Origin of the sequence: Streptomyces huasconensis, assembly GCF_021028635.1 — a bacterium.
GTDB classification, from domain to species: domain Bacteria; phylum Actinomycetota; class Actinomycetes; order Streptomycetales; family Streptomycetaceae; genus Streptomyces; species Streptomyces huasconensis.
Map to the genome: position 1 here is coordinate 7,542,590 of NZ_CP086119.1, position 26,658 is coordinate 7,569,247.

At 72.0% G+C, this 26,658-nt stretch carries 21 protein-coding genes; 13 read left to right on the forward strand and 8 right to left on the reverse strand.

Going from position 1 to position 26,658, the window contains the following annotated elements:
* Window positions 1-41 precede the first annotated feature (41 nt).
* Window positions 42-863 carry an alpha/beta fold hydrolase gene (locus J2N69_RS33680; protein ID WP_230904100.1) on the reverse strand — a complete coding sequence of 274 codons (822 nt, stop codon included), beginning with the start codon at window positions 861-863 and terminating at the stop codon, window positions 42-44.
* A 425-nt stretch (window positions 864-1,288) separates the two neighbouring features.
* Between J2N69_RS33680 and J2N69_RS33685 the strand changes: the two genes are divergently transcribed.
* The gene (locus J2N69_RS33685; protein ID WP_230904101.1) at window positions 1,289-2,221 is read left to right on the forward strand and encodes a nitroreductase/quinone reductase family protein; all 933 of its coding nucleotides are present in this window, start codon (window positions 1,289-1,291) and stop codon (window positions 2,219-2,221) included.
* On the opposite strand, the gene J2N69_RS33690 is transcribed toward J2N69_RS33685, so the two are convergent.
* Together J2N69_RS33690 and J2N69_RS33695 are read right to left on the reverse strand one after the other, a co-directional pair.
* Window positions 2,214-3,377: a carboxylate-amine ligase gene (locus J2N69_RS33690; RefSeq protein ID WP_230904102.1), complete on the reverse strand. Its 1,164-nt coding sequence runs from the start codon at window positions 3,375-3,377 to the stop codon at window positions 2,214-2,216. The two genes, J2N69_RS33685 and J2N69_RS33690, sit on opposite strands and share 8 nt — an antisense overlap.
* A gap of 150 nt (window positions 3,378-3,527) precedes the next feature.
* Window positions 3,528-4,544, reverse strand: coding sequence for a LacI family DNA-binding transcriptional regulator (locus tag J2N69_RS33695; RefSeq protein WP_230904103.1), 1,017 nt, complete (start codon window positions 4,542-4,544; stop codon window positions 3,528-3,530).
* Between the two features lie 327 nt (window positions 4,545-4,871).
* Here J2N69_RS33695 and J2N69_RS33700 point away from each other — a divergent pair, with 327 nt between their 5' ends.
* From J2N69_RS33700 to J2N69_RS33720, 5 genes are all read left to right on the forward strand, one after another.
* Complete coding sequence (locus J2N69_RS33700) at window positions 4,872-6,170, forward strand: extracellular solute-binding protein (protein WP_230904104.1); 1,299 nt, start codon at window positions 4,872-4,874, stop codon at window positions 6,168-6,170.
* A 67-nt stretch (window positions 6,171-6,237) separates the two neighbouring features.
* Complete coding sequence (locus J2N69_RS33705; RefSeq protein ID WP_230904105.1) at window positions 6,238-7,200, forward strand: carbohydrate ABC transporter permease; 963 nt, start codon at window positions 6,238-6,240, stop codon at window positions 7,198-7,200.
* Entirely contained in the window at window positions 7,197-8,087 is an 891-nt protein-coding gene (locus J2N69_RS33710; RefSeq protein ID WP_127909046.1) for a carbohydrate ABC transporter permease, read from the forward strand. The genes J2N69_RS33705 and J2N69_RS33710 overlap by 4 nt, the downstream gene beginning before the upstream one ends.
* A 65-nt stretch (window positions 8,088-8,152) precedes the next feature.
* Window positions 8,153-9,445, forward strand: coding sequence for a glycoside hydrolase 5 family protein (locus tag J2N69_RS33715; RefSeq protein WP_230904106.1), 1,293 nt, complete (start codon window positions 8,153-8,155; stop codon window positions 9,443-9,445).
* A gap of 84 nt (window positions 9,446-9,529) precedes the next feature.
* The gene (locus J2N69_RS33720; RefSeq protein WP_230904107.1) at window positions 9,530-12,544 is read left to right on the forward strand and encodes an alpha-mannosidase; all 3,015 of its coding nucleotides are present in this window, start codon (window positions 9,530-9,532) and stop codon (window positions 12,542-12,544) included.
* 71 nt (window positions 12,545-12,615) lie between these two features.
* On the opposite strand, the gene J2N69_RS33725 is transcribed toward J2N69_RS33720, so the two are convergent.
* Window positions 12,616-13,371 carry an FG-GAP repeat domain-containing protein gene (locus J2N69_RS33725; protein WP_230904108.1) on the reverse strand — a complete coding sequence of 252 codons (756 nt, stop codon included), beginning with the start codon at window positions 13,369-13,371 and terminating at the stop codon, window positions 12,616-12,618.
* Window positions 13,372-13,807: 436 nt separating this feature from the next.
* On the opposite strand from J2N69_RS33725, the gene J2N69_RS33730 reads away from it, so the two are divergent.
* The 3 genes from J2N69_RS33730 to J2N69_RS33740 are packed head-to-tail and all read left to right on the forward strand — an operon-like array spanning window position 13,808 to window position 16,499.
* Window positions 13,808-14,563, forward strand: coding sequence for an SDR family NAD(P)-dependent oxidoreductase (locus J2N69_RS33730; protein ID WP_230904109.1), 756 nt, complete (start codon window positions 13,808-13,810; stop codon window positions 14,561-14,563).
* Window positions 14,560-15,624: an aldo/keto reductase gene (locus tag J2N69_RS33735; protein WP_408056847.1), complete on the forward strand. Its 1,065-nt coding sequence runs from the start codon at window positions 14,560-14,562 to the stop codon at window positions 15,622-15,624. Before J2N69_RS33730 ends, J2N69_RS33735 begins: the two co-directional genes overlap by 4 nt.
* A complete protein-coding gene (locus J2N69_RS33740) occupies window positions 15,621-16,499 on the forward strand; it encodes an amidohydrolase family protein (RefSeq protein WP_230904111.1) in 879 nt (292 codons plus the stop codon). Before J2N69_RS33735 ends, J2N69_RS33740 begins: the two co-directional genes overlap by 4 nt.
* Here J2N69_RS33740 and J2N69_RS33745 read toward each other — a convergent pair.
* On the reverse strand, window positions 16,487-17,914 hold the full coding sequence (locus tag J2N69_RS33745; RefSeq protein ID WP_230904112.1) for a lipase maturation factor family protein: 1,428 nt from the start codon (window positions 17,912-17,914) through the stop codon (window positions 16,487-16,489). The genes J2N69_RS33740 and J2N69_RS33745 overlap by 13 nt on opposite strands.
* A gap of 132 nt (window positions 17,915-18,046) precedes the next feature.
* On the opposite strand from J2N69_RS33745, the gene J2N69_RS33750 reads away from it, so the two are divergent.
* From J2N69_RS33750 to J2N69_RS33760, 3 genes are all read left to right on the forward strand, one after another.
* A complete protein-coding gene (locus J2N69_RS33750; RefSeq protein ID WP_230904113.1) occupies window positions 18,047-19,168 on the forward strand; it encodes a DUF6777 domain-containing protein in 1,122 nt (373 codons plus the stop codon).
* A 154-nt stretch (window positions 19,169-19,322) separates the two neighbouring features.
* Entirely contained in the window at window positions 19,323-21,356 is a 2,034-nt protein-coding gene (locus J2N69_RS33755; RefSeq protein WP_230904988.1) for a SpoIIE family protein phosphatase, read from the forward strand.
* A gap of 84 nt (window positions 21,357-21,440) precedes the next feature.
* Window positions 21,441-22,301 (forward strand): Fpg/Nei family DNA glycosylase, encoded by an 861-nt coding sequence (locus J2N69_RS33760; RefSeq protein WP_230904114.1) that lies wholly within the window; start codon window positions 21,441-21,443, stop codon window positions 22,299-22,301.
* A 97-nt stretch (window positions 22,302-22,398) separates the two neighbouring features.
* Here the strand turns inward: J2N69_RS33760 and J2N69_RS33765 are convergent, their stop codons facing one another.
* The gene (locus J2N69_RS33765; RefSeq protein WP_230904115.1) at window positions 22,399-22,911 is read right to left on the reverse strand and encodes a hypothetical protein; all 513 of its coding nucleotides are present in this window, start codon (window positions 22,909-22,911) and stop codon (window positions 22,399-22,401) included.
* 419 nt (window positions 22,912-23,330) lie between these two features.
* Here J2N69_RS33765 and J2N69_RS33770 point away from each other — a divergent pair, with 419 nt between their 5' ends.
* Window positions 23,331-24,530, forward strand: coding sequence for a CapA family protein (locus J2N69_RS33770; protein ID WP_230904116.1), 1,200 nt, complete (start codon window positions 23,331-23,333; stop codon window positions 24,528-24,530).
* Between the two features lie 9 nt (window positions 24,531-24,539).
* Here J2N69_RS33770 and J2N69_RS33775 read toward each other — a convergent pair whose 3' ends face one another.
* Window positions 24,540-25,964 carry an amino acid permease gene (locus tag J2N69_RS33775; RefSeq protein ID WP_230904117.1) on the reverse strand — a complete coding sequence of 475 codons (1,425 nt, stop codon included), beginning with the start codon at window positions 25,962-25,964 and terminating at the stop codon, window positions 24,540-24,542.
* Window positions 25,965-26,151: 187 nt separating this feature from the next.
* On the reverse strand, window positions 26,152-26,613 hold the full coding sequence (locus J2N69_RS33780) for a universal stress protein (protein ID WP_230904118.1): 462 nt from the start codon (window positions 26,611-26,613) through the stop codon (window positions 26,152-26,154).
* Window positions 26,614-26,658: the final 45 nt, after the last annotated feature.

The window sequence follows — 26,658 nt, forward strand, 5'->3', positions numbered from 1 at the left end:
CCGGCCGGGCGGGCCCCGGGCCTTGCGCGGTCACCGCGGGCTCAGGCGGCGGCCTTCTGCTGCTGGTCCACGAACTCCGTGACGGTACGGGCGAACAGCTCGGGCTGCTCGAAGGGCAGCGCATGGCCGCACTCCAGCTCCAGGAACTGCGCCCCGGCGACGGCGGCCGCCAACCTCCGCTGGTGGTGCGGCGGGACGATCAGATCCTGGGACCCGGACACGACCAGGGTGGGGGCGGTGATCCTGCCCAGTGTCTCGGTGATGTCCACCCGGACGTTCAGTTCGGACTGCCGGGCCATGCCGTCCGCGTCGAACAGCGCGTTGCACGCGGCCACGTTCTCCTCGAAGTCCTCGATCCGGCGCCCGGCCAGCGTCCTGGCCCCGAACGCCGTGACCTGGAGTGCCCGTGAGAACAGGTCCTTGTCGACGCGCAACAGCCGCTGCCACAGGTCGAACTGGAACTCCTGCCACGGGTCGGTCACCGCCCAGCCCGCGTGCAGGAAGAGGGAACGTATCCGCTCCGGTCGGGACGCGGCGGTGGCGGCCGCGACCGTCGCGCCCAGGGAGTGCCCCGCCAGGTGGAAGGTGTCCACGCCCGCTGCGTCCACGGCGCCGAGTACTTGCGCGACCAGGTCGTCGACCGTCAACGGGCCCCCGGCGTCGGTGGTGGAGCCCGAGCCGGACAGAGTCGGGGCGACGATGGTGTACCGGTCCTTGAGGGTGTCGATGACCGGACCCCAGTTGCCCTCGGGGGTGGCGCCGGTGCCGTGCACCAGCACCAGAGCCGGCCCCGAGCCGGTGACCAGGCAGTCGACTGCGCTGTCACCACCGGAGATCGGGACGTGGACGGTCGTGTGTGTCATGGGAGTTGTGGCCTTTCGGAGGGCGGACGGGGGCGGATCGGGCGATGTCGGCGGCGGCCGGGGCGCGGAGGGCGCGAGGCCTGTGCCGACCTGATGCATACGCCACCGACGGGCACGCCCAAACGTCGGACGCGGGGGCCGCGTTGACAGGTGGGGGAGCGGGCGACTGTAATGGCGCTCGTGCCGCGTGGCGCCGACCAAAGAGCAGTGGGCAGGTCGGTGACCGGGCGAGCACCTTCACTCAAGGACGTCGCCGATGGACACGTCGTGAGTTCACACCGTCCGCGCCCGCAGGCTCGCGCCTGACCGCGCGCCTCCGCGCCGCGCCCCGGCCACGCCTCTCGCGCGTGGACCCCTCACCTTCCTCTCCCCCTCACCGCGTACGACGCGGTACCGCACACCTCGTACGGAGACCCGAGACCGTCATGCCCACACCCACCCCATCCTTCAACCAGGCCGTCATCGAGGAGTTCCGCGCCAACGGCGGCAAGGTCGGCGGCCCCTTCGCGGGCGGCGGGCTCCTCCTGCTCACCACCACCGGAGCGAAGTCCGGCAAGGAACACACCACCCCGCTCGGCTTCGTCCGCGACGGCGGCCTGCTCCTGCTGGTCGGGTCGAACCTCGGTGGGCCACGCCACCCCGACTGGTACCACAACGTCCTCGCCCACCCCACCGTCGGCGTGGAGCTGGGCACCGAGGAGTTCCAGGCGATCGCCGTTCCCGCCGAGGGGGAGCGACGCGACCGGCTCTTCGGGCGGATCACGGCGCTCGAGCCCGGATACGGCGACTACCAGGCGCGGACCAGCCGCACCCTGCCCGTCGTCGTCCTGGAGCGGCCCGCGCACGAGGCCGATATCCCCGCGCAGGCGGGCAACTTCGCCGAGAAGATGCGGCAGGTGCATCTGTGGCTGCGCGGCCAGTTGCGGCACGTACGGGACGAGACCGACGCGTACTTCGCCGCGCTCGCCGCCCACCAGGGACCCGGAGCGGTCCCGGAGCCGGGGCTCGGCCTCCAGATCCGGCAGCACTGCCTGGCGTTCTGCGACGCCCTGGAGTTCCACCACACCAGCGAGGACGCGCACCTCTTCCCGACGATGGCCGGTTACCACCCCGAGCTGCGCGAGACCTTCGACCGGCTCGCGGCGGAACACCGGACGGTCGCCCGCATCCAGGGTGAACTGGCCGCACTCCTCGCGGACGTCGGCGGCGCCGACCCGGAGCGATTCCGTACGCAACTGGCGCGAATGTCAGAAGAGTTGATCCGCCACCTCGATTACGAGGAGGAGGCGCTCCTGCCGATCCTGGCCGAGCTGCCGTGGCCGCCCGGTCCGCCCGGTCCGCCCGCGGGTGTCAGGTAGCCGCGGTCCGTTCGGTTCCGGGCAGCCGTGGCCCCCGTGCGGGGTCCGGTGTCAGGCCGGCGGCGGTGCGGGTGGCCAGGTCGTCGACGACGTCGAGCAGGCTGCCCGCACGGGCGTGGACGGAGCGCTGACGTTCGGCGCCGCCGCCGTGCGTGACCAGATGCCGCAAGGCCGCGGTCACCCGGGGGAGTTCACCGTGCTCCGCCAGCGCGGGCCGGGCGTGCTCCAGCAGGCGGCGGACCTGGAGTGTGGTCGGCACCAGTCGGCTGGTCCGCGGGTCGAGACTCTGCCCGGTCAGCCCGTCGCGGGCACACCGCCAGTACGCCGCGCGCAGCAGCGCTTCGTCCATGGCCGGCCCGGGGTCGCCGCGCCGCACCCGTTCCAGCGCCCGGACGACCAGCGCCCGCACCAGGACGGCGAAGACCGCCGCTTCCTCGACGCTCGTGGGGACGTCCATCGCCCTGATCTCGACGGTGGGCAGGTGCGCGCACGGACGTACGTCCCAGTACAGCGAGCGTTCGCCCCGGGTCGCGCCGATCTCCTGGAGGGAGGCCGCGAGCGCGTCGTAGTGCGCGGCCGAGGAGAAGTACGGGGGCGGGCCCGCCACCGGCCACCGCGCGGCTCCCAGGGTCCGCCAGCTGCAGTAACCGCTGTCCCGCTCCTCCCAGAAGGGGGAATTGGCCGCCAGCGCCACCAGGACGGGCAGCCACGGCCGCAGATGGTTGCCGACCAGGACGGCATGCTCCCGGTCCGGGACCTGGACGTGTACGTGGAGCCCGCAGAAGACGAAGGTGTCGTAAAGGGACCGGAACATCTCGAACTGGGGGAGGTAGTGGGGGTCGCCGCTGAGCGGTATCGGCGTCCGCACGCCCAGCAGCGGCGTCCCGGAGGCCAGGGGGCGCAGGCCCTCCTGTGCCGCGGCGGTGACGACGGCCGAGCGCACCCGCCGCAGTTCGTGCCGCAGCTCGCCCAGCGTCCCGCAGGGCGGTGTCTTGCCCTCCACCTGGTACCGGGACGCCTCACCGGTCACCAGGTCCCCGAGCACCGGCTTGGCGCGGGCCAGGAGGCGGGGCGCCGCCGCGGCCACCGTGCGCTGCGAGGCGTCGACGAGGAAGTACTCCTCCTCGACACCGACGGTGGGGAAGTGGTCCGCCATGCGTCGTGTCCTTCCGCCGACGTGAGCGAGGCATGCCTGGCCCCCCTGCCACCTTCCTCGCCCGATGGACCGGCAGCGAGCCCGGCGCGTCCGGGAGCATGACGCGCCCCGGCCGCGGGGGCACTCCAGGATGCCAGCGCCGGGCCGGGTTCACACGTCTCGTACCGGCCCCGTGCTCTCCCGCTCGATGAGCCGCGGCAGCGGCACCTGGACCGTCGCCGCGGGCCCGTCGTCCAGGAGGGCGAGCAGCTCCCGGGCGGCCGTGCGGCCGAACGCGACGGTGTCCCGGGACAGGGCCGTCAGCCACGGGTGCACCATGCGGCAGAGCGCCGAGTCCTCCCAGGCCACGACCGACACGTCGGCCGGCACGCCGAAGCCGAGGGAGGACGCGGCGGCGACCCCGGCCACGGCCATCACGTCGTTGTCGTACACCAAGGCCGTCGGCGGTTCGGCGGAGCGCAGGACGCGGCGGGTCACGGCGGCGCCCTCCGCGTCGGAGTAGTCGGTCGTCACCGAGCGCACGCCGGACAGGCCGCGGCTCGCCGCCTCGGCACGCAGGGTGCGCACGCGGCGCTCGGTGTGCGCGAGCCCCTCCATGCCCGCGATGTGCACGATGCGGCGGTGGCCGAGCGCGTGCAGGTGGCCGACGACCGACGCCATCGCCCCCGCGTCGTCCACCCACACCGTCGACAGACCCGGCGGGCCCGCCTGCGGGTCCGGTACGCCGCCCGTCACCACGGCGGGCAGCCCCAGCTCGTCCAGGAGCGCCGGCCGGGGGTCGTCCGTACGCGGGTCGACCACCAGGACGCCGTCGACCCGGTGCTCGGCCCACCAGCGGCGGTAGACCGCGCACTCGGCGGCCACGTCCTCCACCACCTGGAAGAGCAGCCCCAAGTGCCGCTCGGCGAGCACCTCCTGGACGCCGGAGATGAGCTGCAGGAAGAACGAGTCGACGCCGAGCGTCGCCGCCGGCCGCGCCACGACCAGGCCGACCGTGGCCGAGCCCTCGCCCGACAGGGCGCGCGCCGCCGTACTGGGCCGCCAGCCGAGCTGCTCCGCGACCCTGCGCACCCGGTCACGGGTGATCTCGGAGACACCGGGCCGGCCGTTGAGCGCGAAGGAGACGGCGCTCTCGGAGACCCCGGCGCGGCGCGCGATGTCCTTCATGGTCGGCCGGCGTGCCGGTGACCGCTTGCCTTGCACCCGTACCCCCTTTCCTGAGAGCCCTTCCCGAGCCCCTTTCCCGGCGCCGCACCTAAAGCGCTTGAGCGGACAGACCCTAAAGCGCATTAGTCGTTCACCGCAAGAGCTGTAAGGCCCCCTTCTGACCTGCGTGTTGGTGGGCGTGACGGGAGAAGTTCGCACCCGATTCCCCGAATCCATTGACTTTCCGCCACGGTTGGATGCAGGGTCGGCCTCGGCGTGGACTGCCCGGCTCGGACGGCCGCAGTCACCGCCGTCTCACGCTGGGCCGAGCAAAGGAGCCGTTTCACCGTGCGTATCTCCCGTATCCCCCGCAGAGCGGTCGCCGCGGGCGCCGCCCTCGCTGTCCTGCTGCCGCTGAGCGCCTGTGGCGACGGAGGTGACGGCGGCGGCTCCACGGACGCGTCGGGCAAGATCGAAGGCGAGATCACCTTCCAGACCTGGAACCTGAAGGCGAACTTCAAGCCCTACTTCGAAGGCGTGGTCGCCGAGTTCGAGAAGAAGTACCCCGGCACCGACGTCAAATGGGTCGACCAGCCCGGCGAGGGCTACGCCGACAAGATCAGCGCGGACGCCGCCGCGGGCACGCTGCCCGACGTCGTGAACGTCTCGCCCGACCTGGTCGCCCCGCTCGCCAAGGCCGGCCTCGCGCTCGACCTCGACAAGGCCGCGGGCAAGTACGAGAAGGAGTACCTCCCCGGGGCCTGGAAGAGCCACCAGATACCGGGCACCGAAGGGACGTACGCCTTCCCCTGGTACCTGAACACCGGGCCGCTCTTCTACAACAAGCGCCTCTTCAAGGACGCGGGCCTCGACGAGAACAAGCCCCCGAAGACGTACGACCAGCTCTTCGACCAGGCCCTGCGGCTGGCGGAGAAGAGCGACGGGAAGATCGCCACGCTCGCCAACGTCCCCACCATCGAGGACTTCGGACGTTACGGCGTCCCGCTGATGAACAAGGAAGGCACCGGATTCACCTTCAACGACGCCAAGGGTGTCGAACTCCTCACCAAGTACAAGGAGTTGTACGACGCGAAGGCGCTGGACGGGCAGGCGCTGACCGCGACACCGGAGTCGACCGGGAAGAAGTTCCTCACCGAGGCCGTCGCCATGAACCCCGGCAGCGCGCTGGACCTGGAGAAGTTCAAGAAGGACGCGCCGAAGCTCTACAAGAACATCGGCATCACCCCGCAGATCAGCAACACGGGCAAGGACAACATGTACGTGATGGGCGTGATGGTGAACGCCCGCACCAAGCAGACGCCGGCCGCCGTCGCCTTCGCGCACTTCGTCACCGACGCCAAGCACCAGATGGAGTTCGCCAAGCAGGTCGCGATCTTCCCGAGCACCCAGGGCTCCCTCGACGACCCGTACTTCACCAAGCAGGACGGCAAGGAGGAGACGCGGGTCCGCGTCGCCGCCGCCAAGTCCATCAAGACGGCGGTGAACTACACGCCCGTGCTCTTCAGCGAGCAGATGAAGGTCGAGCTGCGCAACTCCGTCGCCAAGGCGCTGCAAGGCAAGGAGAGCCCCGAGGAAGCGCTTGACAACGCTGTCAAGAACTGCGACCGGCTGCTGAAGCAGAGCTGAGCGCCCGCGCCGTGCCGCCGAGCCGCGCCGTGCCGAGCCGTGAAGCCATGACCAGGGAACGCCAGCCATGAAGACCAGCACCGCCACCAGAACCCCGGGCGCGGGCCGCGCCGCCGCCTCCCCGGGCGGCGGCCGGACCGCCGCCCGGAGACCCGCCAAGATCAGGCGACAACTGCCCACCAGTCCCTGGCTGTTCGCCGCCCCAGGGCTCGCGATCGTCGCCGTCTTCATCCTCTATCCGTTCGTCAGCACGCTCAACAACGCCTTCACCGACAAAAGGACGTTGATCCCCGGCGAGTACGTGGGACTGGCCAACTTCCGCGAGCTGCTGCACGACGACATGTTCTGGATCGGCCTGCGCAACAGCACGCTGTACGTCCTCGTGGTCGTCCCCGCGCTCGTCCTGCTGCCGCTGCTCCTCGCGATGCTCGTCCAGAAGCACATCCCCGGCATCACCTTCTTCCGGTCCGCCTTCTACACCCCGGTGGTCGCCTCCATCGTCGTGGTCGGCCTGATCTGGGTGTGGATGCTCGACGAACGCGGCCTGGTCAACGCGGTCCTTGAGGCGGTGGGCGTCGGCAAGGTCGGCTTCCTCAGCGACCAGTGGCTGCTGCTGTTCAGCGCCATGGCCGTCACGGTCTGGAAGGGCCTCGGCTACTACATGATCATCTACCTCGCGGCCCTCGCCAACGTGCCGCGCGAACTGCACGAGGCCGCGGCGGTCGACGGCGCGGGGGCGGTGCGCCGCTTCTTCAGCGTCACCGTGCCCGCCGTGCGCTCCACCATGGTGCTCGTCGGCGCGCTCTCCTCGGTCGCCGCCTTCAAGGTGTTCTCCGAGGTCTACCTGATGGCGGGGCCCACCGGCGGCCCCGCGGGCGAGGACACCACGCTGGTGATGCTGGTGCAGCGCACGGGCACCGGCCTCACCGGACGCGTCGGCTACGCCTCGGCCATCTCCGTCGTCGTCTTCGTCGTCACCGTCGCGCTCATGCTGCTCGTGCTGCGGGCGGACCGGAAGGAGGACGCGTGAGCACCGCGAAGAGCAGTGTGCGTGAGCGCCGTCGGCCACGGATCACCGACGAGAACGGCCGCCGGATGCCGCTGTGGGAGATCGTCCTGCGCTACGGACTCCTGCTCGCCGTACTGGCGTTGATGATCGGCCCGTTCCTCTGGCAGCTGTCCACGTCCCTCAAGGGGCCGCACGAGGACATCTTCAGCTCCCCGCCGAAGTTCCTGCCCTCCGACCCGACCCTGCACAACTACGAGCGGGTCGCCGACACCATCCCCGTCTGGGACTACGCCCTCAACTCCTTGAAGGTGGCCGCCGCCAACGTCGTCACCAACTGCGTGGGCGCCGCCCTCGCCGGCTACGCGCTGGCCCGCCTGCGCTACCGGGGCCGCAAGGCGGCCACCCTCGTCTTCATCCTGGCCATGCTGGTGCCCGTCGAAGGCATCATCATCGCCCAGTTCACGACCATGCGGGAGCTGGGCCTGAACAACACCCTCATCGGTGTGCTGCTGCCCGGCTGTGTCTCCGCGCTCAACGTCCTGCTGATGCGCAACGCCTTCCTCAACGTGCCCTACGAGATCGAGGAGGCCGCGTTCGTGGACGGCGCGAACGTCTGGCAGCGGTTCGTCCGGATCGCGCTGCCCGCCGTCAAGGGCACCCTCGCGGTCGTCGCGATCTTCGCCTTCATGGGTGCCTGGGACGACTTCCTGTGGCCGCTGATCGTCCTCAGCGACCCCGAGCGCTTCACCCTCACCATCGGCCTGAACTACCTGCACGGCACCTTCGCCAACGACGAACGCCTCGTCGCCGCGGGCACGGTCATCGCCGTGCTCCCGCTGATCGTCCTCTTCGCCTGCCTCCAGCGGTACTTCTTCCGCGGCGTCGGCGAAGGAGCGGTCAAGGGCTGATGCCACGCGGCGCCCGCCGTGTCGGTGCGGTGCCCACCCCGAACTTCCGAGAACCAGGATTCGCATTGCCTCTCGCATCGCCTTCCGCATCGCCCTCGGCGCCGCCTTCGGGCGCGCGACCTCCGGGCGCGCCGCGCTTCGGCGCCAACTACACGCCCGCCCAGGGATGGTTCCACCACTGGCTCGACTTCGACCTCGACGCCGTGCGCGCCGACCTCGACGCCGTCGCCGCACTCGGTCTCGACCATGTGCGGGTCTTCCCCATCTGGCCTTACTTCCAGCCCAACCGCGCCCTCATCCGTCCGCGCGCCGTCGAGCAGCTCGTCCAGCTCGCCGACGCCGCGGCCGAGCGCGGCCTCGACGTCAACGTCGACGGGCTCCAGGGCCACCTGTCCAGCTTCGACTTCCTGCCCGCCTGGACGCAGACCTGGCACCGGCGGAACCTCTTCACCGACCCGGACGTCGTCGCCGGGCAGGCCGCCTACCTGCGGACGCTCGCCGCGGCCCTCGCCGACCGGCCGAACTTCATCGGCATGACCATCGGCAACGAGATCAACCAGTTCTCGGCCGGGCCGCACCCCGACCCCGACCGCATCACCGAGGAGCAGGCCGAAACCTGGCTGCGCACCGTACTGGCCGCCTGCGAGGACGGCGCCCCCGGCAGGCTCCACCTGCACGCCGAGTACGACGCCGCCTGGTACCAGAACGACCAGCCCTTCACCCCCGGGCAGGCCGCCCGGCTCGGCGCCATGACCGCCGTGCACTCCTGGGTCTTCAACGGCACCGCCCAGCGCCACGGACGCACCGGCACCGCCACGCGCGCCCACGCCGCGTACCTCATCGAGCTGTCCAAGGCCTGGGCGCTCGACCCGCACCGCCCCGTCTGGCTCCAGGAGGTCGGCGCACCCGCGCCGCTGATCCCCGCCGAGCACGCCGCCGCCTTCACCGAGGAGACGGTCGAGGCCGCGCTCGACTGCCAGGACGTGTGGGGCGTGACGTGGTGGTGCTCCCACGACGTCTCGCGCGACCTCGCGGACTTCCCCGAACTGGAGTACAGCCTCGGCCTGTTGACCAACGACGGGCAGGTCAAGCCCGCGGGCGCGGCGCTGGCCCGCGTCGCGAAGGAGTGGCGTGGCCGCACGTACGCGCCGGCGCCCCGGACCACGGCGGTGGTCGTGGACGACGCCATGGAGCGGCGCGCGGAGTGCGCGCCCGGGGGAGCCGTCTTCGAGGCGTTCGCCCGCCTCACGCGGGACGGTGTCCGGCCGGCAGCCGTCCTGGCGAGCCGGACCGCGGACGCGGAGCATCTCGCCGCGCGGGGCATCACGGACGTGGTGACGCCGGAGGAGGTCCGCTAGGCCGGCACGACGTCCGTAGACCGCGCTGCGCGCTCGTCCCGATCGCCGGACGGGCTCACAATTACCACCCCCCGGGAGAATCTCATGCATGACGACCGCACCCTGGTCGAAGCCCGCCTCAAGCGCGTTCTGGACGAGCGCATCAGGCCCGCCGTGTACCCGGCCTCCGTACCGCTCGACGTCGCGGTGTGGCACGCGCCCGGCGAACCCGTGCCCGTCGCCGAAGGGCTCGCCGCCGAGCCGTCGCCCACCGCCGTCGGCGAGCGGTGGGGCGCGCCCTGGGGGACCAGCTGGTTCCGGGTGACCGGGACGGTGCCGAAGGAGTGGGCGGGCCGGACCGTCGAGGCCGTCCTCGACCTCGGCTTCGACGAGAACATGCCGGGCTTCCAGTGCGAGGGCCTCGTCTACCGCCCCGACGGCACCCCGGTGAAGGGCCTCAACCCCCGCAACCAGTGGGTGCGGATCGCCGCGTCCGCCGAGGGCGGCGAAGAGGTGCGCCTGCACATCGAGGCGGCCTCCAACCCCGTCATCCTCGACTACCACCCCTTCCTGCCGACGCGGTTGGGCGACAAGGAGACGGCGGGCAGCGAACCCCAGTACACGCTGGCGCGCATGGACCTCGCCGTCTTCGACGAGACGGTGTGGCAGCTCGTCATCGACCTCGAAGTCCTCGGCGAGCTGATGCGGGAGCTGCCCGAGGACTCCGGGCGGCGCTACGACATCGTGCGCGCCCTCGGCCGCGCCCTCGACGCCGTCGATCTCCAGGACGTCAACGGCTCGGCCGCCGCGGCCCGCGCCCGGCTCGAAAAGGTCCTGTCCACCCCCGCCGAGCCCTCCGCGCACCGCATCAGCGCCGTCGGCCACGCCCACATCGACTCCGCGTGGCTGTGGCCGCTGCGCGAGACGGTGCGCAAGGTGGCGCGTACGACGTCGAACATGACGGCGCTCATCGAGGACGAGCCCGACTTCGTCTTCGCCATGTCGCAGGCGCAGCAGTGGGCCTGGATCAAGGAGCACCGCCCCGAGGTGTGGGCGAAGGTCAAGCAGGCGGTCGCCGACGGGCGGTTCGTGCCCGCGGGCGGCATGTGGGTCGAGTCCGACACCAACATGCCGGGCTCGGAGGCGATGGCCCGTCAGTTCGTGCACGGCAAGCGGTTCTTCCTCGACGAGTTCGGCGTCGAGAACGACGAGGCGTGGCTGCCCGACACCTTCGGCTTCGCCGCCGGACTGCCGCAGATCATCAAGGCGGCCGGCTCGAAATGGCTGCTCACGCAGAAGATCTCGTGGTCGCAGACCAACCGCTTCCCGCACCACACCTTCAACTGGGAGGGCATCGACGGCACACGTATCTTCACGCACTTCCCGCCCGTCGACACCTACAACTGCTCGATGAAGGGCAGCGAGATCGCCCACGCGGCGAAGAACTTCAAGGACAAGGGGGTCGCCCGGCACTCCCTCGCGCCCACCGGCTGGGGCGACGGAGGCGGCGGCACCACCCGCGAGATGATCGCGAAGGCCGCGCGCCTGCGGGACCTCGAAGGGTCGGCGACCGTCCGGTGGGAGACGCCGGAGCAGTTCTTCGAGAAGGCCGAGGCGGAGTACCCGAACGCCCCCGTCTGGGTCGGCGAGCTGTACCTGGAGCTGCACCGCGCGACGCTCACCAGCCAGGCCGGCACCAAGCAGGGCAACCGGCGAAGCGAGCACCTGCTGAGGGAAGCGGAGCTGTGGGCCGCGACGGCCGCCGTGCGGTGCGACGAATTCTCGTACCCCTACGAGGAGTTGGACCGCGTCTGGAAGACGGTGCTGCTCCACCAGTTCCACGACATCCTGCCCGGCTCGTCCATCGCCTGGGTGCACCGCGAGGCCCGCGCGACCTACGCGGCGCTCGCCGAGGAGCTGACCGGCATCATCGAGGCGGCACAGCGCGCGCTCGCCGGGGAGGGCGGCGAAGACCTGGTCTTCAACTCCACGCCGCACACGTGTCACGGCGTGCCTGCCGGCGGCGCGCGGCCCGCGGTGATCGACGGGCAGGCAGCGATCGCCCCGCGCGCCGACGGCGGCTTCGTCCTCGACAACGGCCTGCTGCGGGTCGAGATCGACGGGCGGGGCCTGGTCGTGTCGGCGTACGACATGGAGGCCGACCGCGAGACCGTCGCGCCGGGCACGGCCGCCAACCTGCCGCAGCTCCACGCCGACTTCCCGAACATGTGGGACGCGTGGGACGTGGACGAGTTCTACCGCAACACCGTCACCGACCTCACGGACGCCGACGAGGTCGTGGCGGGGGAGGGCGCCTCGGTGCGGATCGTGCGCACCTTCGGTGCCTCGCGCATGACGCAGATCCTCTCGCTGGCGCCCGGCTCGCGGCGGCTCGACATCGAGACCGAGGTCGACTGGCACGAGACGGAGAAGTTCCTCAAGCTGGCCTTCCCGCTGGACATCCACGCGGAGCGGTACGCGTCGGAGACCCAGTTCGGCCACTTCTACCGGCCCACGCACACCAACACGAGCTGGGAGGCCGCCAAGTTCGAGGCGTGCAACCACCGCTTCGTGCACGTGGAGGAGCCGGGCTGGGGCGTCGCGCTGGTCAACGACTCGACGTACGGCCATGACGTGACCCGCGCGGTCCGCGCCGACGCGGGCACGACCACGACCGTACGGGTCTCGCTGCTGCGCGCCCCGCGCTTCCCCGACCCCGAGACGGACCAGGGCGTGCACCGCTTCCGGCACGCGCTGGTGCCGGGCGCGGCGATCGGCGACGCGGTGCGCGAGGGCTACCGCGTCAACCTGCCCGAGCGGCGGGTGCGCGGCGGCTCGGAGGTGGCCCCGCTGATCGCGGTGGACAACGACGCGGTCGTCGTCACGGCGGTCAAGCTGGCCGACGACGGCAGCGGCGACGTGGTCGTCCGCTTCCACGAGGCGCACGGCGGCCGGGCGCGGGCCACGCTGACGGCGGGCTTCGAGGTCGGCTCGGTCACGGTGACCGACCTGCTGGAGCGGCCGCTGGCCGACGCGGCCACCCCAGAGCGGACGGGCGGCGTGATCGCGGTGAAGCTGCGGCCGTTCGAACTGGTGACGCTGCGGCTGACGAGGGGCTGAGCACCGGCCGTCCCCCGCGGGCGCTGCCGGGTGCCGCCACCCTCCAGGAGGGCGGCGGCCCCCGGCAGGTGTCAGGAGGAGCAGGGCTTGTAGAAGGGCTTCCAGCCGTCGCCGGGCATGGTGGGCGGTTCGGCGGGCGTCCCGGTCTCGCCGTACTTCAGCTGGAGTTCGTAGTCGTAGGTCCCCGGGCCGCTGCCCGGCTTCGACAGGCGCACCTCCCGGGTCAGCACTCCGTCGCCCTCGTTGTTGAGCACCGCGAGGTCCGGGTAGGCGTCGCCGCCGTAGTCGGCGATCCGCAGTTCCCTTGCCTCGCCGCGGTCGCCGATGTCGGAGTGCCGGGCGGTGGCGGAGCCGAGGTTCGAGCGCTTGAGCGGGCCGGGGCGGTACTCCGCGATGCGGGCCGTGGCGGGGTCGTCCACGCCGGACGGCTTGACGACGTTGACGACGATGTCCAGCGTGCCGTCGCGCCGGAAGTCGGCGACCGCGGCGGTCGTGATCTCCCCCGGCTTGGCGCGGAGCAGGTCGCTGACGGCGTACTTCTGGCCGAACGAGCCGCCCGCGGTTCCCCACTGGACCGTCATCTTGATGCCCGTGTGGCCGGGGTTGTCGATCTTGTCGGGGTGGCCGTCACCGTCGAGGTCGCCGACGAGCACCGTGGCCCCGGCCAGGCACGGCCCCGCCGCCGCGGCGGCCCTGCCGGACTGCCCCGGTCCGCCCGAGGGGGACGGCCCGGCCGCGTGGGCCTGGAAGCCGGTGGCGGTCAGGGTCAGAGCGACGGCCGCGACCGGCACCGCGATCAGGCGTGAGCGCTTGCGAAGCATCTGCATCTGCGAACTCCCATGTCGTTGCTGCTGAGCCGGGTTCGGGTCAGCACGGTTCGGTACGGATCAGTACGGCTTGAGCTTGCGCGGCATTCTGTCCCGGCTGCCACGGTCGCCCGGAAGTTGGGGACGCTGGAACGCGAGGACAGGCGCTGACCAGGGAGAACGCGAGCCGCTTGGAACGCGGGAGTGGGACGGGCGGGGGCGCTGCACGACGCGCTCTCCTTGGGCGCGTTTCTCGCGCTCGCCGCGGCGGGCTTCGTGTTCGCACCGTCCGGCTCACCCGGGTGGGCTTCCATGCCCTTGGTGTCTGACGCGATGTGGTCCGACCACCCGGGGCTGAATTCGCCGGGAGTTACGGACCAGGGGTGTTGTGGGCGTCAAGTGGTCTGATAAATATGCGCTTCAGCAGGCCCCGACCGCACGGACAAGGGAGAGCCGCATGACCGACTTCGAGGGGCTCAAGGCGTTGGTCACGGGTGGCGCGTCCGGCATCGGCCGCGCCACCGCCGACCTGCTCGCCGCGCGCGGCGCCGAGGTCGCCGTCCTCGACCTCGATCCCGGCGGCGTGGAGAAACCGCAGCGCGCGTACGCCGCCGATGTCCGCGACGACGCCTCGGTAAGGGAGGCGGTCGCCTCGGCCGCAGCCGACCTCGGGGGCCTCGACGTCCTCGTCAACAACGCGGGCATCGGCGCCCAGGGCACCGTCGAGGACAACGACGACGCCCAGTGGCACACCGTCCTGGACGTCAACGTCCTCGGCGTCGTCCGCACCACCCGCGCCGCCCTGCCCCACCTGCGCGGCTCCGCCCACGCGGCGATCGTCAACACCTGCTCCATCGCCGCGACCGCGGGCCTCCCGCAGCGCGCCCTGTACTCGGCGTCCAAGGGCGCGGTGCTCTCCCTGACCCTCGCGATGGCCGCCGACCACGTCCGCGAAGGCATACGCGTCAACTGCGTCAACCCCGGCACCGTCGACACCCCGTGGGTCTCCCGTCTCCTGGACGCCGCACCCGACCCGGCGGCCGAGCGGGCCGCGCTCCGGGCCCGCCAGCCCACCGGCCGCCTCGTCACCGCGGACGAGGTCGCCGCCGCCATCGCCTACCTCGCGAGCCCCCTGTCCGGCGCCACCACCGGCACGGCGCTCGCCGTCGACGGCGGCATGCAGGGCCTGCGACTGCGGCCGGTGACCCCGTGAACGCCCTGGCCCGACGCCCCCTGGGGCGCGGCGGTGTCGCGGTGACCGCACTGTCCTTCGGCGCCGCAGGCCTCGGCAACCTCTACGCGCCGATCACCGACGCCCAGGCGGCCGCCGCCGTCGACCACGCCTGGCGCGCGGGCATCCGCTACTTCGACACCGCCCCGCACTACGGCCTCGGCCTCTCCGAACGCCGCCTCGGTGAGGCTCTGCGCGGCCGGGACCGCTCCTCGTACGTGATCTCCACGAAAGTCGGGCGGCTCCTCGAACCGGTCGACGACGTGCGCGGCGACGACCTCGCCGAGGGCGGGTTCGCGGCGCCTGCGACGCACCGCCGGATCTGGGACTTCAGCGCGGACGGCGTGCGCCGCTCGATCGAGTCCAGCCTCGGCCGCCTGGGCACGGACCACGTCGACGTCGTCTTCCTGCACGACCCCGACCACCACGGCGAACAGGCCTTCCGCGAGGGTTACCCGGCCCTGGAGAAGCTGCGTTCCGAAGGCGTCGTCGGGGCGATCGGCGCCGGGATGAACCAGGCGGAGATGCTCACCCGCTTCGTCCGCGACACGGACGTCGACGCGGTGCTGTGCGCGGGCCGCTACACCCTTCTCGACCACACGGCCCTCGCCGAGCTGCTGCCCGCGGCCACGGAACGGGGCGCCTCGATCGTCATCGGCGGTGTCTTCAATTCCGGGCTGCTCGCCGACCCGAAGCCGGGCGCGCGGTTCGACTACACCGAGGCGCCGACCCCACTCCTGGAGCGCGCCCGCGCCCTGCGGGCCCTCGCCGAACGGCACGGCACGACGCTGCGGGCAGCCGCACTCGCCTTTCCCTTCGGGCACCCGGCCGTCGCCGCTGTCCTGGTCGGCATCCACACCCCGGAGCAAGTGGACGACGCCGCCGCGCAGTTCGCGTCCGAGGTGCCGGCCGACTTCTGGCGGGAGGCCCGGGAGGGGGGACTGCTGCCCCCCGAGGTACCGGTGCCCGCGCCCGTGCCGGTGCCGTCCTATGTGCGAGGAGCGGGTGGCGTACGAGGCGAGGGCCGCCCGTGCCGCCCATGAGAAGCGCCCCGCCCGCCAAGCCCTCCGCCGGGCGCGTCCTGGTCGACGCCCATCATCACGTATGGGACCTCTCCGTCCGGGACCAGGCGTGGATCACCGGCCACGCGCTGGCCCCGCTGCGCCGGGACTTCTCCCTGGCCGACCTCGCGCCGGCGGCCCGCGCGGCGGGGGTCGGGGCCACCGTCCTCGTCCAGACGGTGACCGTGGCGCAGGAGACCCCGGAGTTCCTCGCCCTCGCGGCGGACAGCGACCTCGTCGCGGGCGTCGTCGGCTGGACGGATCTGACCCGCCCCGGCGTGGCCGACACGCTGGCCCGGCTCCGTGACCTCCCGGGCGGGCGGCACCTGGTGGGCATCCGCCACCAGGTGCAGAGCGAACCGGACCCCGCCTGGCTCCTGCGCCCCGATGTCCGCCGGGGCCTGGCCGCCCTCGCCGACGCGGGACTCGCCTACGACCTCGTCGTGCGGCCCCACCAGCTCCCCGCCTGCACCGAGGCGGCAGCGGGCCTGCCCGAACTCATGTTCGTACTCGATCACTTGGGCAAGCCGCCGATCGCCTCGGGAGCCCTCGAACCCTGGGCCTCGGCGGTCCGCGCGTTCGCCGCCCGCCCCAACACCATGTGCAAGCTGTCCGGCATGGTCACCGAGGCCGACCACGCGACATGGACCGTGGACGACCTGCGGCCCTACGCCGACACCGTCCTGGACGCCTTTGGCCCCGAGCGCCTGATGTTCGGCTCCGACTGGCCCGTCAGCACGCTCGCGGCGCACTACACCGAAGTGCTCGACGCTGCACGGCTGTTGACGTGGGGCCTCGCCCCCCATGAGCGCGAGGAGGTGTTCGGCGGGACGGCGCGCCGCGTCTACGGCCTCTGAGCGGGCCCGGCCAGCTTCGTCGGAGGCAGGAACTCGCGGACGTACGTACGGTCCCAGCAGGCGCCCGTCTCGCGCAGCTCACGCCAGGTGGTGTACCGGTAGCGGTACAGCCGCGCCCGGATGTGCGTCGGCGGGGAGCCGGGCGGGAACGGCGAGTGGCGCAGCAGCCGCAGCGTGTCGCGGTCGTCGTCAAGGAGGCGCTCCACCAGCGGGCCGAACCATGTGCGGGCGTACGCGGGGGAGAGCGCGGCGAACCACATCAGCCAGTCCAGCCGCAGGTGATAGGGCGCGAACTGGCGGGGCCAGCGCCGCACATCGCCGGGCTTGCCCTTGAACTCGTAGGCGAGCCACTCGGAATCCGCACGCGGCCGCGCGTCCGCCGTGCCCTCGATGACGATCTCCTGGCGGACCCGGCTGACGCTGCCGAACGCACCGTACGCGTTGACGAGGTGCAGCGGGTCGAAGGAGCGGTTCATGACCTGCCGTCGCGACAGCAGGTTCCGCACGGGGCGGTAACTGAGCGCGAGGAGGCCCGCGGAGACGGCGATGACCAGCACCTCGTACCAGAGCGGGGCCGGGGCGTACCGCGTCGGGGTGTGCCAGGCGGAGAAGTCGACGGCCGACACCGCGAGCACGATGGTGATCCAGTTGAGCCAGGCGAAGTTGCCGGACAGGACCAGCCACAGCTGGGTCACGATCATCAGGCAGGCCGCGCCCGTCGCCACCGGCTGCGGGGTGAACAGCAGGAAGGGCACGGCCAGTTGGGTGACGTGGTTGGCCGCGACCTCCACCCGGTGCAACGGCTTCGGCAGATGGTGGAAGAACCAGCTCAGCGGGCCGGGCATCGGCTGCGTCTCGTGGTGGAAGTACAGGCAGGTCAGCTCGCGCCAGCACGCGTCGCCGCGCATCTTGATCAGCCCGGCGCCGAACTCCACGCGGAAGAGCACCCAGCGGAGCAGGAAGAGCACGAGGACCGGCGGCGCGACGTCGTCGTTGCCGAGGAAGACCGCGAGGAAGCCCACTTCCAGGAGCAGGGACTCCCAGCCGAAGCCGTACCAAGTCTGCCCCACGTTCACGATGGAGAGATAGAGCGCCCACGGCACCAGCCACAGCGCCATCGCGCCCCACAGCGGGAGCAGACCGTCGGCACCAGCGAGCAGCGCCACCGCGACCGCGCAGCCCGTCCACGCGCAGCACGCGAAGAACCGGTCCGAGTAGTGGAGCTGGAACACGCTCGGGGCCCGCCGGAACGGCACCCGTTCCACGTACCTCGGCACGGGCAGCATCCCGCGCTCGCCGATCAGCGCGCGGAACTGCAGGGCGGCGCCCAGGAAGGCCACGAAGTAGAGCGCGGCGAGGCCCCGCTGGAAGACCAGCCGGCTCACGCCGTACGCGTCCGAGGTGAACCAATCCACGCCTCCATTGTGCCGCCGGGGGATCTTCTCGGCTTGCGAGGCGCCGCGCGCCCCCGCGGACAATGACGCAAGCCCCCGCCCCATACAGCAGGAAGAAGCGGGGCACAGGGACCGGCAACGGCGGGAGTGCCCGTGCGCGCATCGACCAGGACCTACGTGGTGACCTTCGCGATATCCGCGGCCCTCGCGGCGGCGGGCTGCTCCGGCGACGGCGGCAGGGACGCCACGGACGGCGGGCGGGAACTGTTCATGCAGCCCGTCGCCGCGCAGGGCCCCGACCCGTTCACCGACTCCACCGCGAGGAGCGCCCCGACTCCGCCGCCCGTCACCCGTTCGCCGCAACCCGCGCCCAGCGGTTCCGCCACCCCGCAGGGCACCCGCTCCGTCCCGGGCGGCACACCCGGGCTGTACGGCGGCACACGCGCCGTCGGCAGCTGCGACGTCGAGCGGCAGGTGCGCTTCCTCACCGCCGACCGGGGCAAGGCCCGGGCCTTCGCACAGGTGTCCGGCATCGCACAGGCGGCGATCCCTGACTACCTGCGGGGCCTGACCCCTGTCGTCCTGCGGGCCGACACCCGCGTGACCAACCACGGCTTCCGCGATGGCTCCGCGACGAGCTTCCAGTCCGTCCTCCAGGCCGGCACGGCCGTCCTGGTCGACGCGCGCGGGCTGCCGCGGGTCCGCTGCGCGTGCGGGAACCCGCTCAAGCCGCCCCTCGCCCTCAAGGGCACGCCGCGTCACCACGGCCGCCCCTGGAGCGGCTACGAACCCACGCGCGTGATCGTGGTGACGCCGGCGCCGCGGCCCGTCATCAGCATCGTCATCGTGAACATCTTCGACAACACCTGGATCGAGCGGAAGACCGGCGACGAGCACGGCGACCGGGACCGCGTGACGAAGCCGCCGGTGCCGCCCACGCCGACCCCGACCCGGACGCTGCCGTCTCCGGTTCCGTCCGACGCCGACGAGACGCCCTCCGACGAGACGCCCTCCGACGAGACGCCCTCGGACGAGCCGTCCGAACCCACGGAACCCGACCAGGACCGCGACCGCAGCCAGGCCCCCGATGAGGACCGGCCGGACGAGGGCATCGTGCCCACCGACCCGGATACGGCCTCGACCGACTGCCCGAGTCCGCCCGCGCCCTCGGACACCCCGCAGGAAGCCCCCTCGCCTCTGCCGCCCGGCTGCCCCTCGCCCCCGTCACCTGCGACGCCGCCTGACGGGCCTTCGGCGCACACCTTCGACAGCTGAGCCGAGCCCAGCCGAGCGCCGCGCACCGCTTCCCCCACGTGCGCGCACCCAGGGCTCCGCCTAGCGTGGCCCCATGGACGCGGGTACCGGTGGGCACGACCCGGCGGGGCACTGCCGCTGCGCACAGCAGGCCACGGAGCCGACCGGCTGCTTCATGCGGCTGTACGGCGCCGCGCTGCGCATGGGCTGCTTCGACTGGGACCTCGACACCGGCGTCATGTGCATGGACGCCACCGCCCACGAGGTCTTCGACGTACGCCCCGACGAATACGACGGCAGGCCCGAGACCCTCGCCGCCCGCGTCCCGCCCGTGGAGGCGCACCGCCTGGACCGGATCGTCGCGCACGCCCTGAAGGACGGCAGCGAGACCTACGGCGCCTACTTCCGGGTGCGCTGCCGAGGCGGCACGCTGCGCTGGACCCACACCCACGGCTGCATCCGGCGCGACGACACCGGCCGCCCCCGCCGCATCGTGGGCATCGTCAGGGACGCCACCCGCGAGCTGGGCGACACGCCGCCCGCGGCGCGGGAACCGGTCGACGAGGACGCCGAACGGCGCCGCACGACCAGCATCGTCCAGGGCACCACGGCGGCGCTGGCCCACGCCCGCACGGTGCGCGACGTCATCGACGTGCTCAAGGACACCCACGGCCTCGCCCATCTCGGGGCGTCGAACCTCGTCATGGGGCTGGTGGAGGCAGGGCGTATCCGGCTGGTAGCCGAGGGCCCCGCGGGCAGCTTCGTGCCGGGCACCCGGGTGACCCGCATCGACGAGCCGTACCCCATGAGCGAGGTCGTGCGCACCCTCGCGCCGCGCTACATCGAGAGCGCCGAGGACTTCGCCCGGTCCTATCCGCTGCTGTGGCCGCACATCGCCGGCCTCGGCATCACCTCGGCCGCCTACCTGCCGCTGATCGCGCAGGCCCGGCCCATCGGCGCGCTCGGCCTGCTCTACGAGGCCAAGACCGGCTTCACCGTGGAGGAGCGCAACGTCCTGGTCGCGCTCGGCAGCAGCATCGCGCAGAGCCTCCAGCGCGCCATGTTCTACGAACAGGAGAAGGACCTCGCCCAGGGCCTCCAGCAGGCGATGCTGCCGCGCACCATCCCCGGGGTGCCGGGCGCGGAGATCGCCGTGCGGTACCGCTCGGCGGCGCTCGGCCGGGACATCGGCGGCGACTGGTACGACGTGATCCCGCTGTCCGGCAGCCGGGTCGGGGCCGTCATCGGCGACGTACAGGGCCACGACACCCACGCGGCGGCCGTCATGGGCCAGCTCCGCATCGTGCTGCGCGCCTACGCCGCCGAAGGGCACATGCCCGCGACCGTCATGGCCCGCGCCTCCGGTTTCCTGCACGAACTGGACACCGACCGCTTCGCGACCTGCCTGTACGCGGAGGTGGACCTGATGACCGGCGTGGTGCAGTTCGTGCGGGCCGGCCATCTCGATCCGGTCCTCCAGCTGAGCGACGGCTCCTGCCGCAGGGTGCCGGTCGACGGAGGCCTGCCGCTCGGGCTGTCCGCCGAGTTCGGGCGGCTCGACTACCCCGTCACCACCCTCGAACTCGATCCGGGCCAGACCCTGTTGCTCTGTACGGACGGCCTCGTCGAAGTGCCGGGCGCTGACCTCGACGACGGCATGCGGGCCCTCACCGAGCTGGCCGCCACCGGCCCCCGCGACCTGTCCGAACTCGCCGACCGGCTCTGCGAGATCGTCGACGGCAGGGGCGGGGACGACGACGCGGCACTGCTCCTGCTGCGGCGCCGCGAGATCGACGCGCCCCGCTCGGGCGGCCGCCTCCAGCAGCACGTGGCGCCGAGCGACCCGGAGGCGCTCGCCGAGGCCCGGCACATGATCAGGGCGGCGGTGCGCGCCTGGGGCGCGGGCGAACGGGCCGACGAGATCGAGCTGGTCGCCGACGAGCTGATCACCAACGCGCTGATGCACACCGACGGCGCGGCGGTCGTCACCCTGCGCGTCCTGAGCGGCGCCGACCGGCGGCTGCGCGTCGACGTGGAGGACTCCTCCAGCGCCCTGCCGCGCCGCCGCGAGGCGGGCGAGGAAGGGGTGTCCGGCCGGGGTCTGCTCCTGGTGGACCTGCTCGCGGACGTGTGGGGCGTGGACGCGCGCGGCGGCGGCAAGTGCGTGTGGTGCGAGTTCGTCGTCCCCGCGAGGAACGAACGCGTGTGAGAAGAACAGGTGTGAGTAGAGCACGTGTGAGATTCGCTGGTGCGAGAAGAGCGCATGTGAGAAGAGCGGGTGCAAGGGAGAGCCATGCCGGAACTGCCCGAAGTCGAGGCCCTGAAGGACTTCCTGACGGACCATCTGGTCGGTCGCGGGATCGTCCGCGTACTGCCCGTCGCGATCAGCGTCCTCAAGACGTACGACCCTCCGCTCACCGCCCTCGAAGGCCGCGACGTCACGGCCGTGGAACGGCACGGCAAGTTCCTGGACATCGACGCCGGCGGTCTGCACCTCGTCACGCACTTCGCCCGCGCCGGCTGGCTCCAGTGGAAGGACCGGCTCCCCGACAGCCCCCCGCGCCCCGGCAAGGGCCCGCTCGCGCTGCGCGTCGCCCTGGACACGGGGGAGGGCTTCGACCTCACGGAGGCTGGCACCCAAAAGCGCCTCGCGGTGTACGTGACCGAGGCGCCGCACGACATCCCGGGCATCGCCCGCCTGGGGCCCGATCCGCTCGCCCCCGACTTCGACGAGGAGCGGTTCGCGCGGCTCCTGGCGGGCGAACGGCGGCAGATCAAGGGCGCGTTGCGCGACCAGAGCCTGATCGCCGGCGTCGGCAACGCGTACAGCGACGAGATCCTGCACGCGGCCCGCATGTCCCCGTTCAAATTGACGTCGAGCCTCACCGAGCAGGAGATGCGGGGCCTGCACCGGGCACTGCGGACCACGCTGACCGAGGCGGTGGAGCGCTCGCGCGGTGTGGCGGCGGGCCGACTCAAGGCCGAGAAGAAGAGCGGGCTGCGCGTGCACGGCCGCACCGGTGAACCCTGTCCCGTCTGCGGCGACACGATCAGGGAGGTGTCCTTCGCCGACTCCTCCCTGCAGTACTGCGCCACGTGCCAGACGGGCGGGAAACCGCTGGCGGACCGGAGGCTGTCGCGGTTGCTGAAGTGACCGCGCTGCCGTCGTCGAACACGCCAAGCGCTTGGGCGCGCCACCGGACGGCGTGACGGTGCCGCTCCAGGGACCTCGTGGCGCCCGGCCCGCGAGGTCAGAAAAGGTGGATCGCGAGGTGCCCGAGCGGCAGTCCGAGCCGCCAGGCTGGTGTCCACACCTTCGGCCCGTCCTCCTCGCCGCCCGGCAGGGCCCCGCCGCCGGGCACCGCGTCCAGGTCCGGCGCGAGCAACTCGGTCTCCTCCAGCCACCGCCAGGCCAGCTCGGCCAGCTCCAGGTCGGGCCCGGCCTGCCCCGCCGCCTCCTCCAGGAGCAGAGCCATCCGCTCCCGCACCCACTCCTGCCAGGCCTGGTCGTACTCCGTCAGGGAGAGCCAGGTCTCCAGCTGGGTGATCACCCGGATGCCGGACAGCTCGCCCCGGCTGTCCGACAGGAAGATCGTCAGCGCGAGCGCGTCACGCCCCGCGCGGTACTCGAACGACGTGGGCGGCATCAGATCGCCCGTGCGCAACAGCTCGTCGGCGATGTACTCGGCGTACAACCACGCCATGGGCACCGTCAGTTCGCCGCCCCGGTGGCCTTCCGTGTTGCCTCTGCTCTCGTGCAGCATCCCGCTCCGCCTTCCTCCGGTCCGTGCGCGTCACCGGCCTCTGGCCCCCCACCTCCGGAACACGGATGAGGACAGCCGATTACCCAACAGGGGTGCCGAGCAAGGCGCTTTACCGAGCCTTGACCCGGCCGACGGTTTCCCCGCAGGTGGGCGGCCTTGTGTTGTTCGCGTCACAGGGCCTAACGGTTTGACCCCTTTTGGGGACTGCGGCGCCATTGCTGCATGATTCACCCTTAGCTCCGCACATTTATTCATATGATCTGACATCAACCCTTTCGCGGAGTCCGCCGATGACGCAGCACCCAAGGAACGCACAGCTCACAGGGGTCGCAGGCACCCCAGGGCCCCCAGTCCGCCCCGGGTCGCGAACAGCCCTCCAACCGCGCCCGGGCCCCCGGCCCGTACGGCGACGGCGGCCGGTGACCCTCGCGGTGACGGGCGCGGCGGCGGCCTTCCTCGTCGCGGGCGTCTCGTCCTGCGGGGCGGAGCAGGAACGCCGGGCCGCAGCCCCGCAGGACGGGTCCCACCGCGCCGCCCCCTCCGAGCCCGCCCCGGCCCACTCCCCGGCGAGCGGCGGCGCGGCCGATCGGCGCGGCTTCACCCTCGTCGCCTCGGGGGACGTCCTCCCGCACACCTCGGTCATCCGGCAGGCCGCCGCCGACGCGCAGGGCGGGGGCCACGACTTCGTACCGATGTTCAAGGGCGCCGAGCGGATCGTCTCCGGGGCCGACCTGGCGATCTGCCACATGGAGACGGTGTACGGCGCGCCGGGCGACTACAGCGGCTACCCCAGCTTCAGGTCCCCGCCGCAGATCGCCCGCGCCCTCAAGGCCACCGGGTACGACGCGTGCTCCACCGCCTCCAACCACGCCCTGGACGACGGCGCGGCGGGCGTGCGCCGCACCCTGGACGCGCTCGACAAGGCGGGCGTCAAACACGCCGGAACGGCCCGCTCCGCCGCCGAGGACAAGAAACCGGCATGGCTGCGGGCGGGCGGCGCCAAGGTCGCGCAGCTCGCGTACACGTACGGCACCAACGGCTATCCGATGCCCGATGGCAAGCCCTGGTCGGTCGACCTGATCGACCGCGGCAAGATCGTCGCGGACGCCCGGGCGGCGCGCGGGGCGGGCGCGGACGTGGTCGTCGTCAGCCTGCACTGGGGCACGGAGTGGCAGCCCGCTCCCGACGGCAGACAGCTGCGCCTCGGCGAACAGCTCACGAAGTCCCGCACGCGAGGCCGCCCGGACATCGACCTGATCATCGGCACGCACGCCCACGTGCCCCAGGCGTACGAGAAGGTGAACGGCACCTGGATCATCTACGGCATGGGCGACCAGATCGCCGGCAGCATGACCAACCACGAGGGCGCCCATGACCCGCGCGGCAACGAGAACTCCATCGGCCGCTTCACCTTCGCCCGGCCGGCCGAGCCGGGCGGCCGGTGGAAGGTGCGCAAGGCCGAGTTCCTCCCCATGTGGTTCGACACGGCCGCGGGCCGCGTCGTCGACCTCAACGCCGCGCTCGACCGGGGGGCGGACGTCCGCGACGTACGCGACCGCATCCGGCGCGTGGTGCTCGGCAGGGGAGCGGACAAGGACGGCCTGGTGATGGGCGAGTGACCGCGAGCGCTACTCGACGGCGTCCCGCTCCGCCTTGGCCAGCTCCGACCTGCGGTAGGAGTAGCCGAAGTACACGACGAGTCCGAGGCCGAACCACACGGCGAACCGCGCCCACGTCTGCCACTGGAGGAACGTGATCAGCCAGAGGGAGAAGACGACACCGACGGCGGGTACGAACGGCATGCCCGGGCAGCGGAAGGTGCGCGGCAGGTCGGGGCGCTTGTAGCGCAGCACGATCACCGCGACGCACACCACGACGAACGCCAGCAGGATGCCGATGTTGGTGAGTTCGGCCGCCTCACCGATCGGCAGGAACCCGGCGATGGCGGCCGACGCGATGCCGACGATCCACGTCACACGTGTCGGCACGTGCCGGGTCTCGTGCGTCTTCGCGAACCACTTGGGAAGGAGGCCGTCCCGGCTCATCGAGAACCACACGCGCGTGCAGCCGAGCATGAACGTGAACATCACCGTGAGGATGCCGATGATCGCGCCGACGGCGATGATGTCCGCGAGCCCGCCGAGCCCGACCGACTTGAACGCCGTGGAGAACCCGCTCTCCGGGTCGACCTCCGTGTAGCTCTGCATCCCGGTCAGGACCAGGCAGGCGAGCACGTACAGCACCATGGAGATGGCCAGGGAGTAGAGGATCGCCTTGGGCATGTGGCGCTGCGCGTCCTTGGACTCCTCCGCGGCCGTGCTCATGGCGTCGTACCCGAAGACGGCGAAGAACACCGTCGCGGCCCCGGTGAACGCGCCGCCGACCCCGTAGGGGAAGAAGGGGTTGTAGTTGCCGGTGTCGATGTGGAAGAAGCCGACCGCGATCACCAGCAGCACCACGAGCACCTTCAGCACGACCACGACCATCTCGAAGCGCGCGGCGTTCTTGATGCCGAGGGTGAGGAGATACGCGATGAGCAGGCACAGCACGGCGGCGAAGAGGTCGACCTTGTGGCCGCCGCCGGTGCCGGGCGCCCCCATCATCCACGCCGGCAGCTCGGCGCCCATCTCCTCGACGAGGAAGCCGAAGTAACCGGAGATGCCGATCGCGACGACCGCGACGATCGCCGTGTACTCCAGGAGCAGGTCCCAGCCGATGAACCAGCCGGTCAGCTCGCCGAGCACCACATAGCCGTAGGTGTACGCGGACCCGGCCTTCGGGATCATGCCGGCGAACTCGGCGTACGAGAACGCGGCGGCCGCGCTCGCGACCCCCGCGATCAGGAAGGAGATCAGCACGGCCGGCCCCGCCGTGCCGTTGGCCACGGCTCCCGCGAGGCTGAAGATGCCGGCGCCGATGATGCCGCCGACGCCGATGGCGGTGAGCTGCCAGAGGCCGAGGGAGCGCGACAGGCCCCCGCCCGCCTCCGTCTCCTCGATGTGCTCGATGGGCTTGCGGCGCAGCACGCCCCGCCCCATACGGAGTCCCGCCATGAGCTCCACCTCTTCGCAGACGCCGATCGGCTGATGGCGGATCATGATGGCCCAGTGGGCGCCGCGACGGAAGACGCCACACCTCTTGCACCCGGGGCGTTCATCCGGAGCGGTCGGGCCACCGGGGGAGACGGCTCAAGACATCATTCGCAGGGGTACCCGGAGGCCGCCTGGGCCGGGGTACCGGTCACGGCACCACCGTGACCGGCCAGCGGCCCGCCTTCACGAGGCGGACGGCGACCGAGCCGACGATGCGGTGGCCCGCCTGCTCGGAGGCGCCCACGACCACGGCGTCGGCCTTCAGCTCGTCGGCGGCGGAGACGAGACCGCTGTAGGGGTCGCCGTGGAAGGTGTGGAACTCCCACCTGACGTCGAATATGTCCTTCGCCCGCTCGGCCGCGGCCCTGATCTCCGCGATGAGCCCCTCGGCGATCTCGTCCGTGGTCTCGGCCACCGGCACACCGAGGGCCGCGCCCGCCGCGAGCACCGGCTGGATGTAGACCACGGCGAGCAGGGCCCGCTGCCGACGGGCGAGGCCCGCGGCGTAGGACGCGGCCCGCAGCGACGAAGCGGAGCCGTCGACCCCGACGACGATCACCTTGGGCCCGTCGGTGCCCCGTTCGAACTGGTGGAACTGGTCTTCGCTCACGCCGAGAGGTTAACGGAGGCCCGCCGACCGGTTGTGGGCAGGCAT

Bases quoted from the DNA above. Each gene is read 5' to 3' on its own strand.
- J2N69_RS33680 (WP_230904100.1), bottom strand. From the start codon at position 863: ATGACACACACGACCGTCCACGTCCCGATCTCCGGTGGTGACAGCGCA.
- J2N69_RS33685 (WP_230904101.1), top strand. From the start codon at position 1,289: ATGCCCACACCCACCCCATCCTTCAACCAGGCCGTCATCGAGGAGTTC.
- J2N69_RS33690 (WP_230904102.1), bottom strand. From the start codon at position 3,377: ATGGCGGACCACTTCCCCACCGTCGGTGTCGAGGAGGAGTACTTCCTC.
- J2N69_RS33695 (WP_230904103.1), bottom strand. From the start codon at position 4,544: ATGAAGGACATCGCGCGCCGCGCCGGGGTCTCCGAGAGCGCCGTCTCC.
- J2N69_RS33705 (WP_230904105.1), top strand. From the start codon at position 6,238: ATGAAGACCAGCACCGCCACCAGAACCCCGGGCGCGGGCCGCGCCGCC.
- J2N69_RS33720 (WP_230904107.1), top strand. From the start codon at position 9,530: ATGCATGACGACCGCACCCTGGTCGAAGCCCGCCTCAAGCGCGTTCTG.
- J2N69_RS33725 (WP_230904108.1), bottom strand. From the start codon at position 13,371: ATGCAGATGCTTCGCAAGCGCTCACGCCTGATCGCGGTGCCGGTCGCG.
- J2N69_RS33730 (WP_230904109.1), top strand. From the start codon at position 13,808: ATGACCGACTTCGAGGGGCTCAAGGCGTTGGTCACGGGTGGCGCGTCC.
- J2N69_RS33740 (WP_230904111.1), top strand. From the start codon at position 15,621: ATGAGAAGCGCCCCGCCCGCCAAGCCCTCCGCCGGGCGCGTCCTGGTC.
- J2N69_RS33755 (WP_230904988.1), top strand. From the start codon at position 19,323: ATGCGGCTGTACGGCGCCGCGCTGCGCATGGGCTGCTTCGACTGGGAC.
- J2N69_RS33760 (WP_230904114.1), top strand. From the start codon at position 21,441: ATGCCGGAACTGCCCGAAGTCGAGGCCCTGAAGGACTTCCTGACGGAC.
- J2N69_RS33765 (WP_230904115.1), bottom strand. From the start codon at position 22,911: ATGCTGCACGAGAGCAGAGGCAACACGGAAGGCCACCGGGGCGGCGAA.
- J2N69_RS33775 (WP_230904117.1), bottom strand. From the start codon at position 25,964: ATGGCGGGACTCCGTATGGGGCGGGGCGTGCTGCGCCGCAAGCCCATC.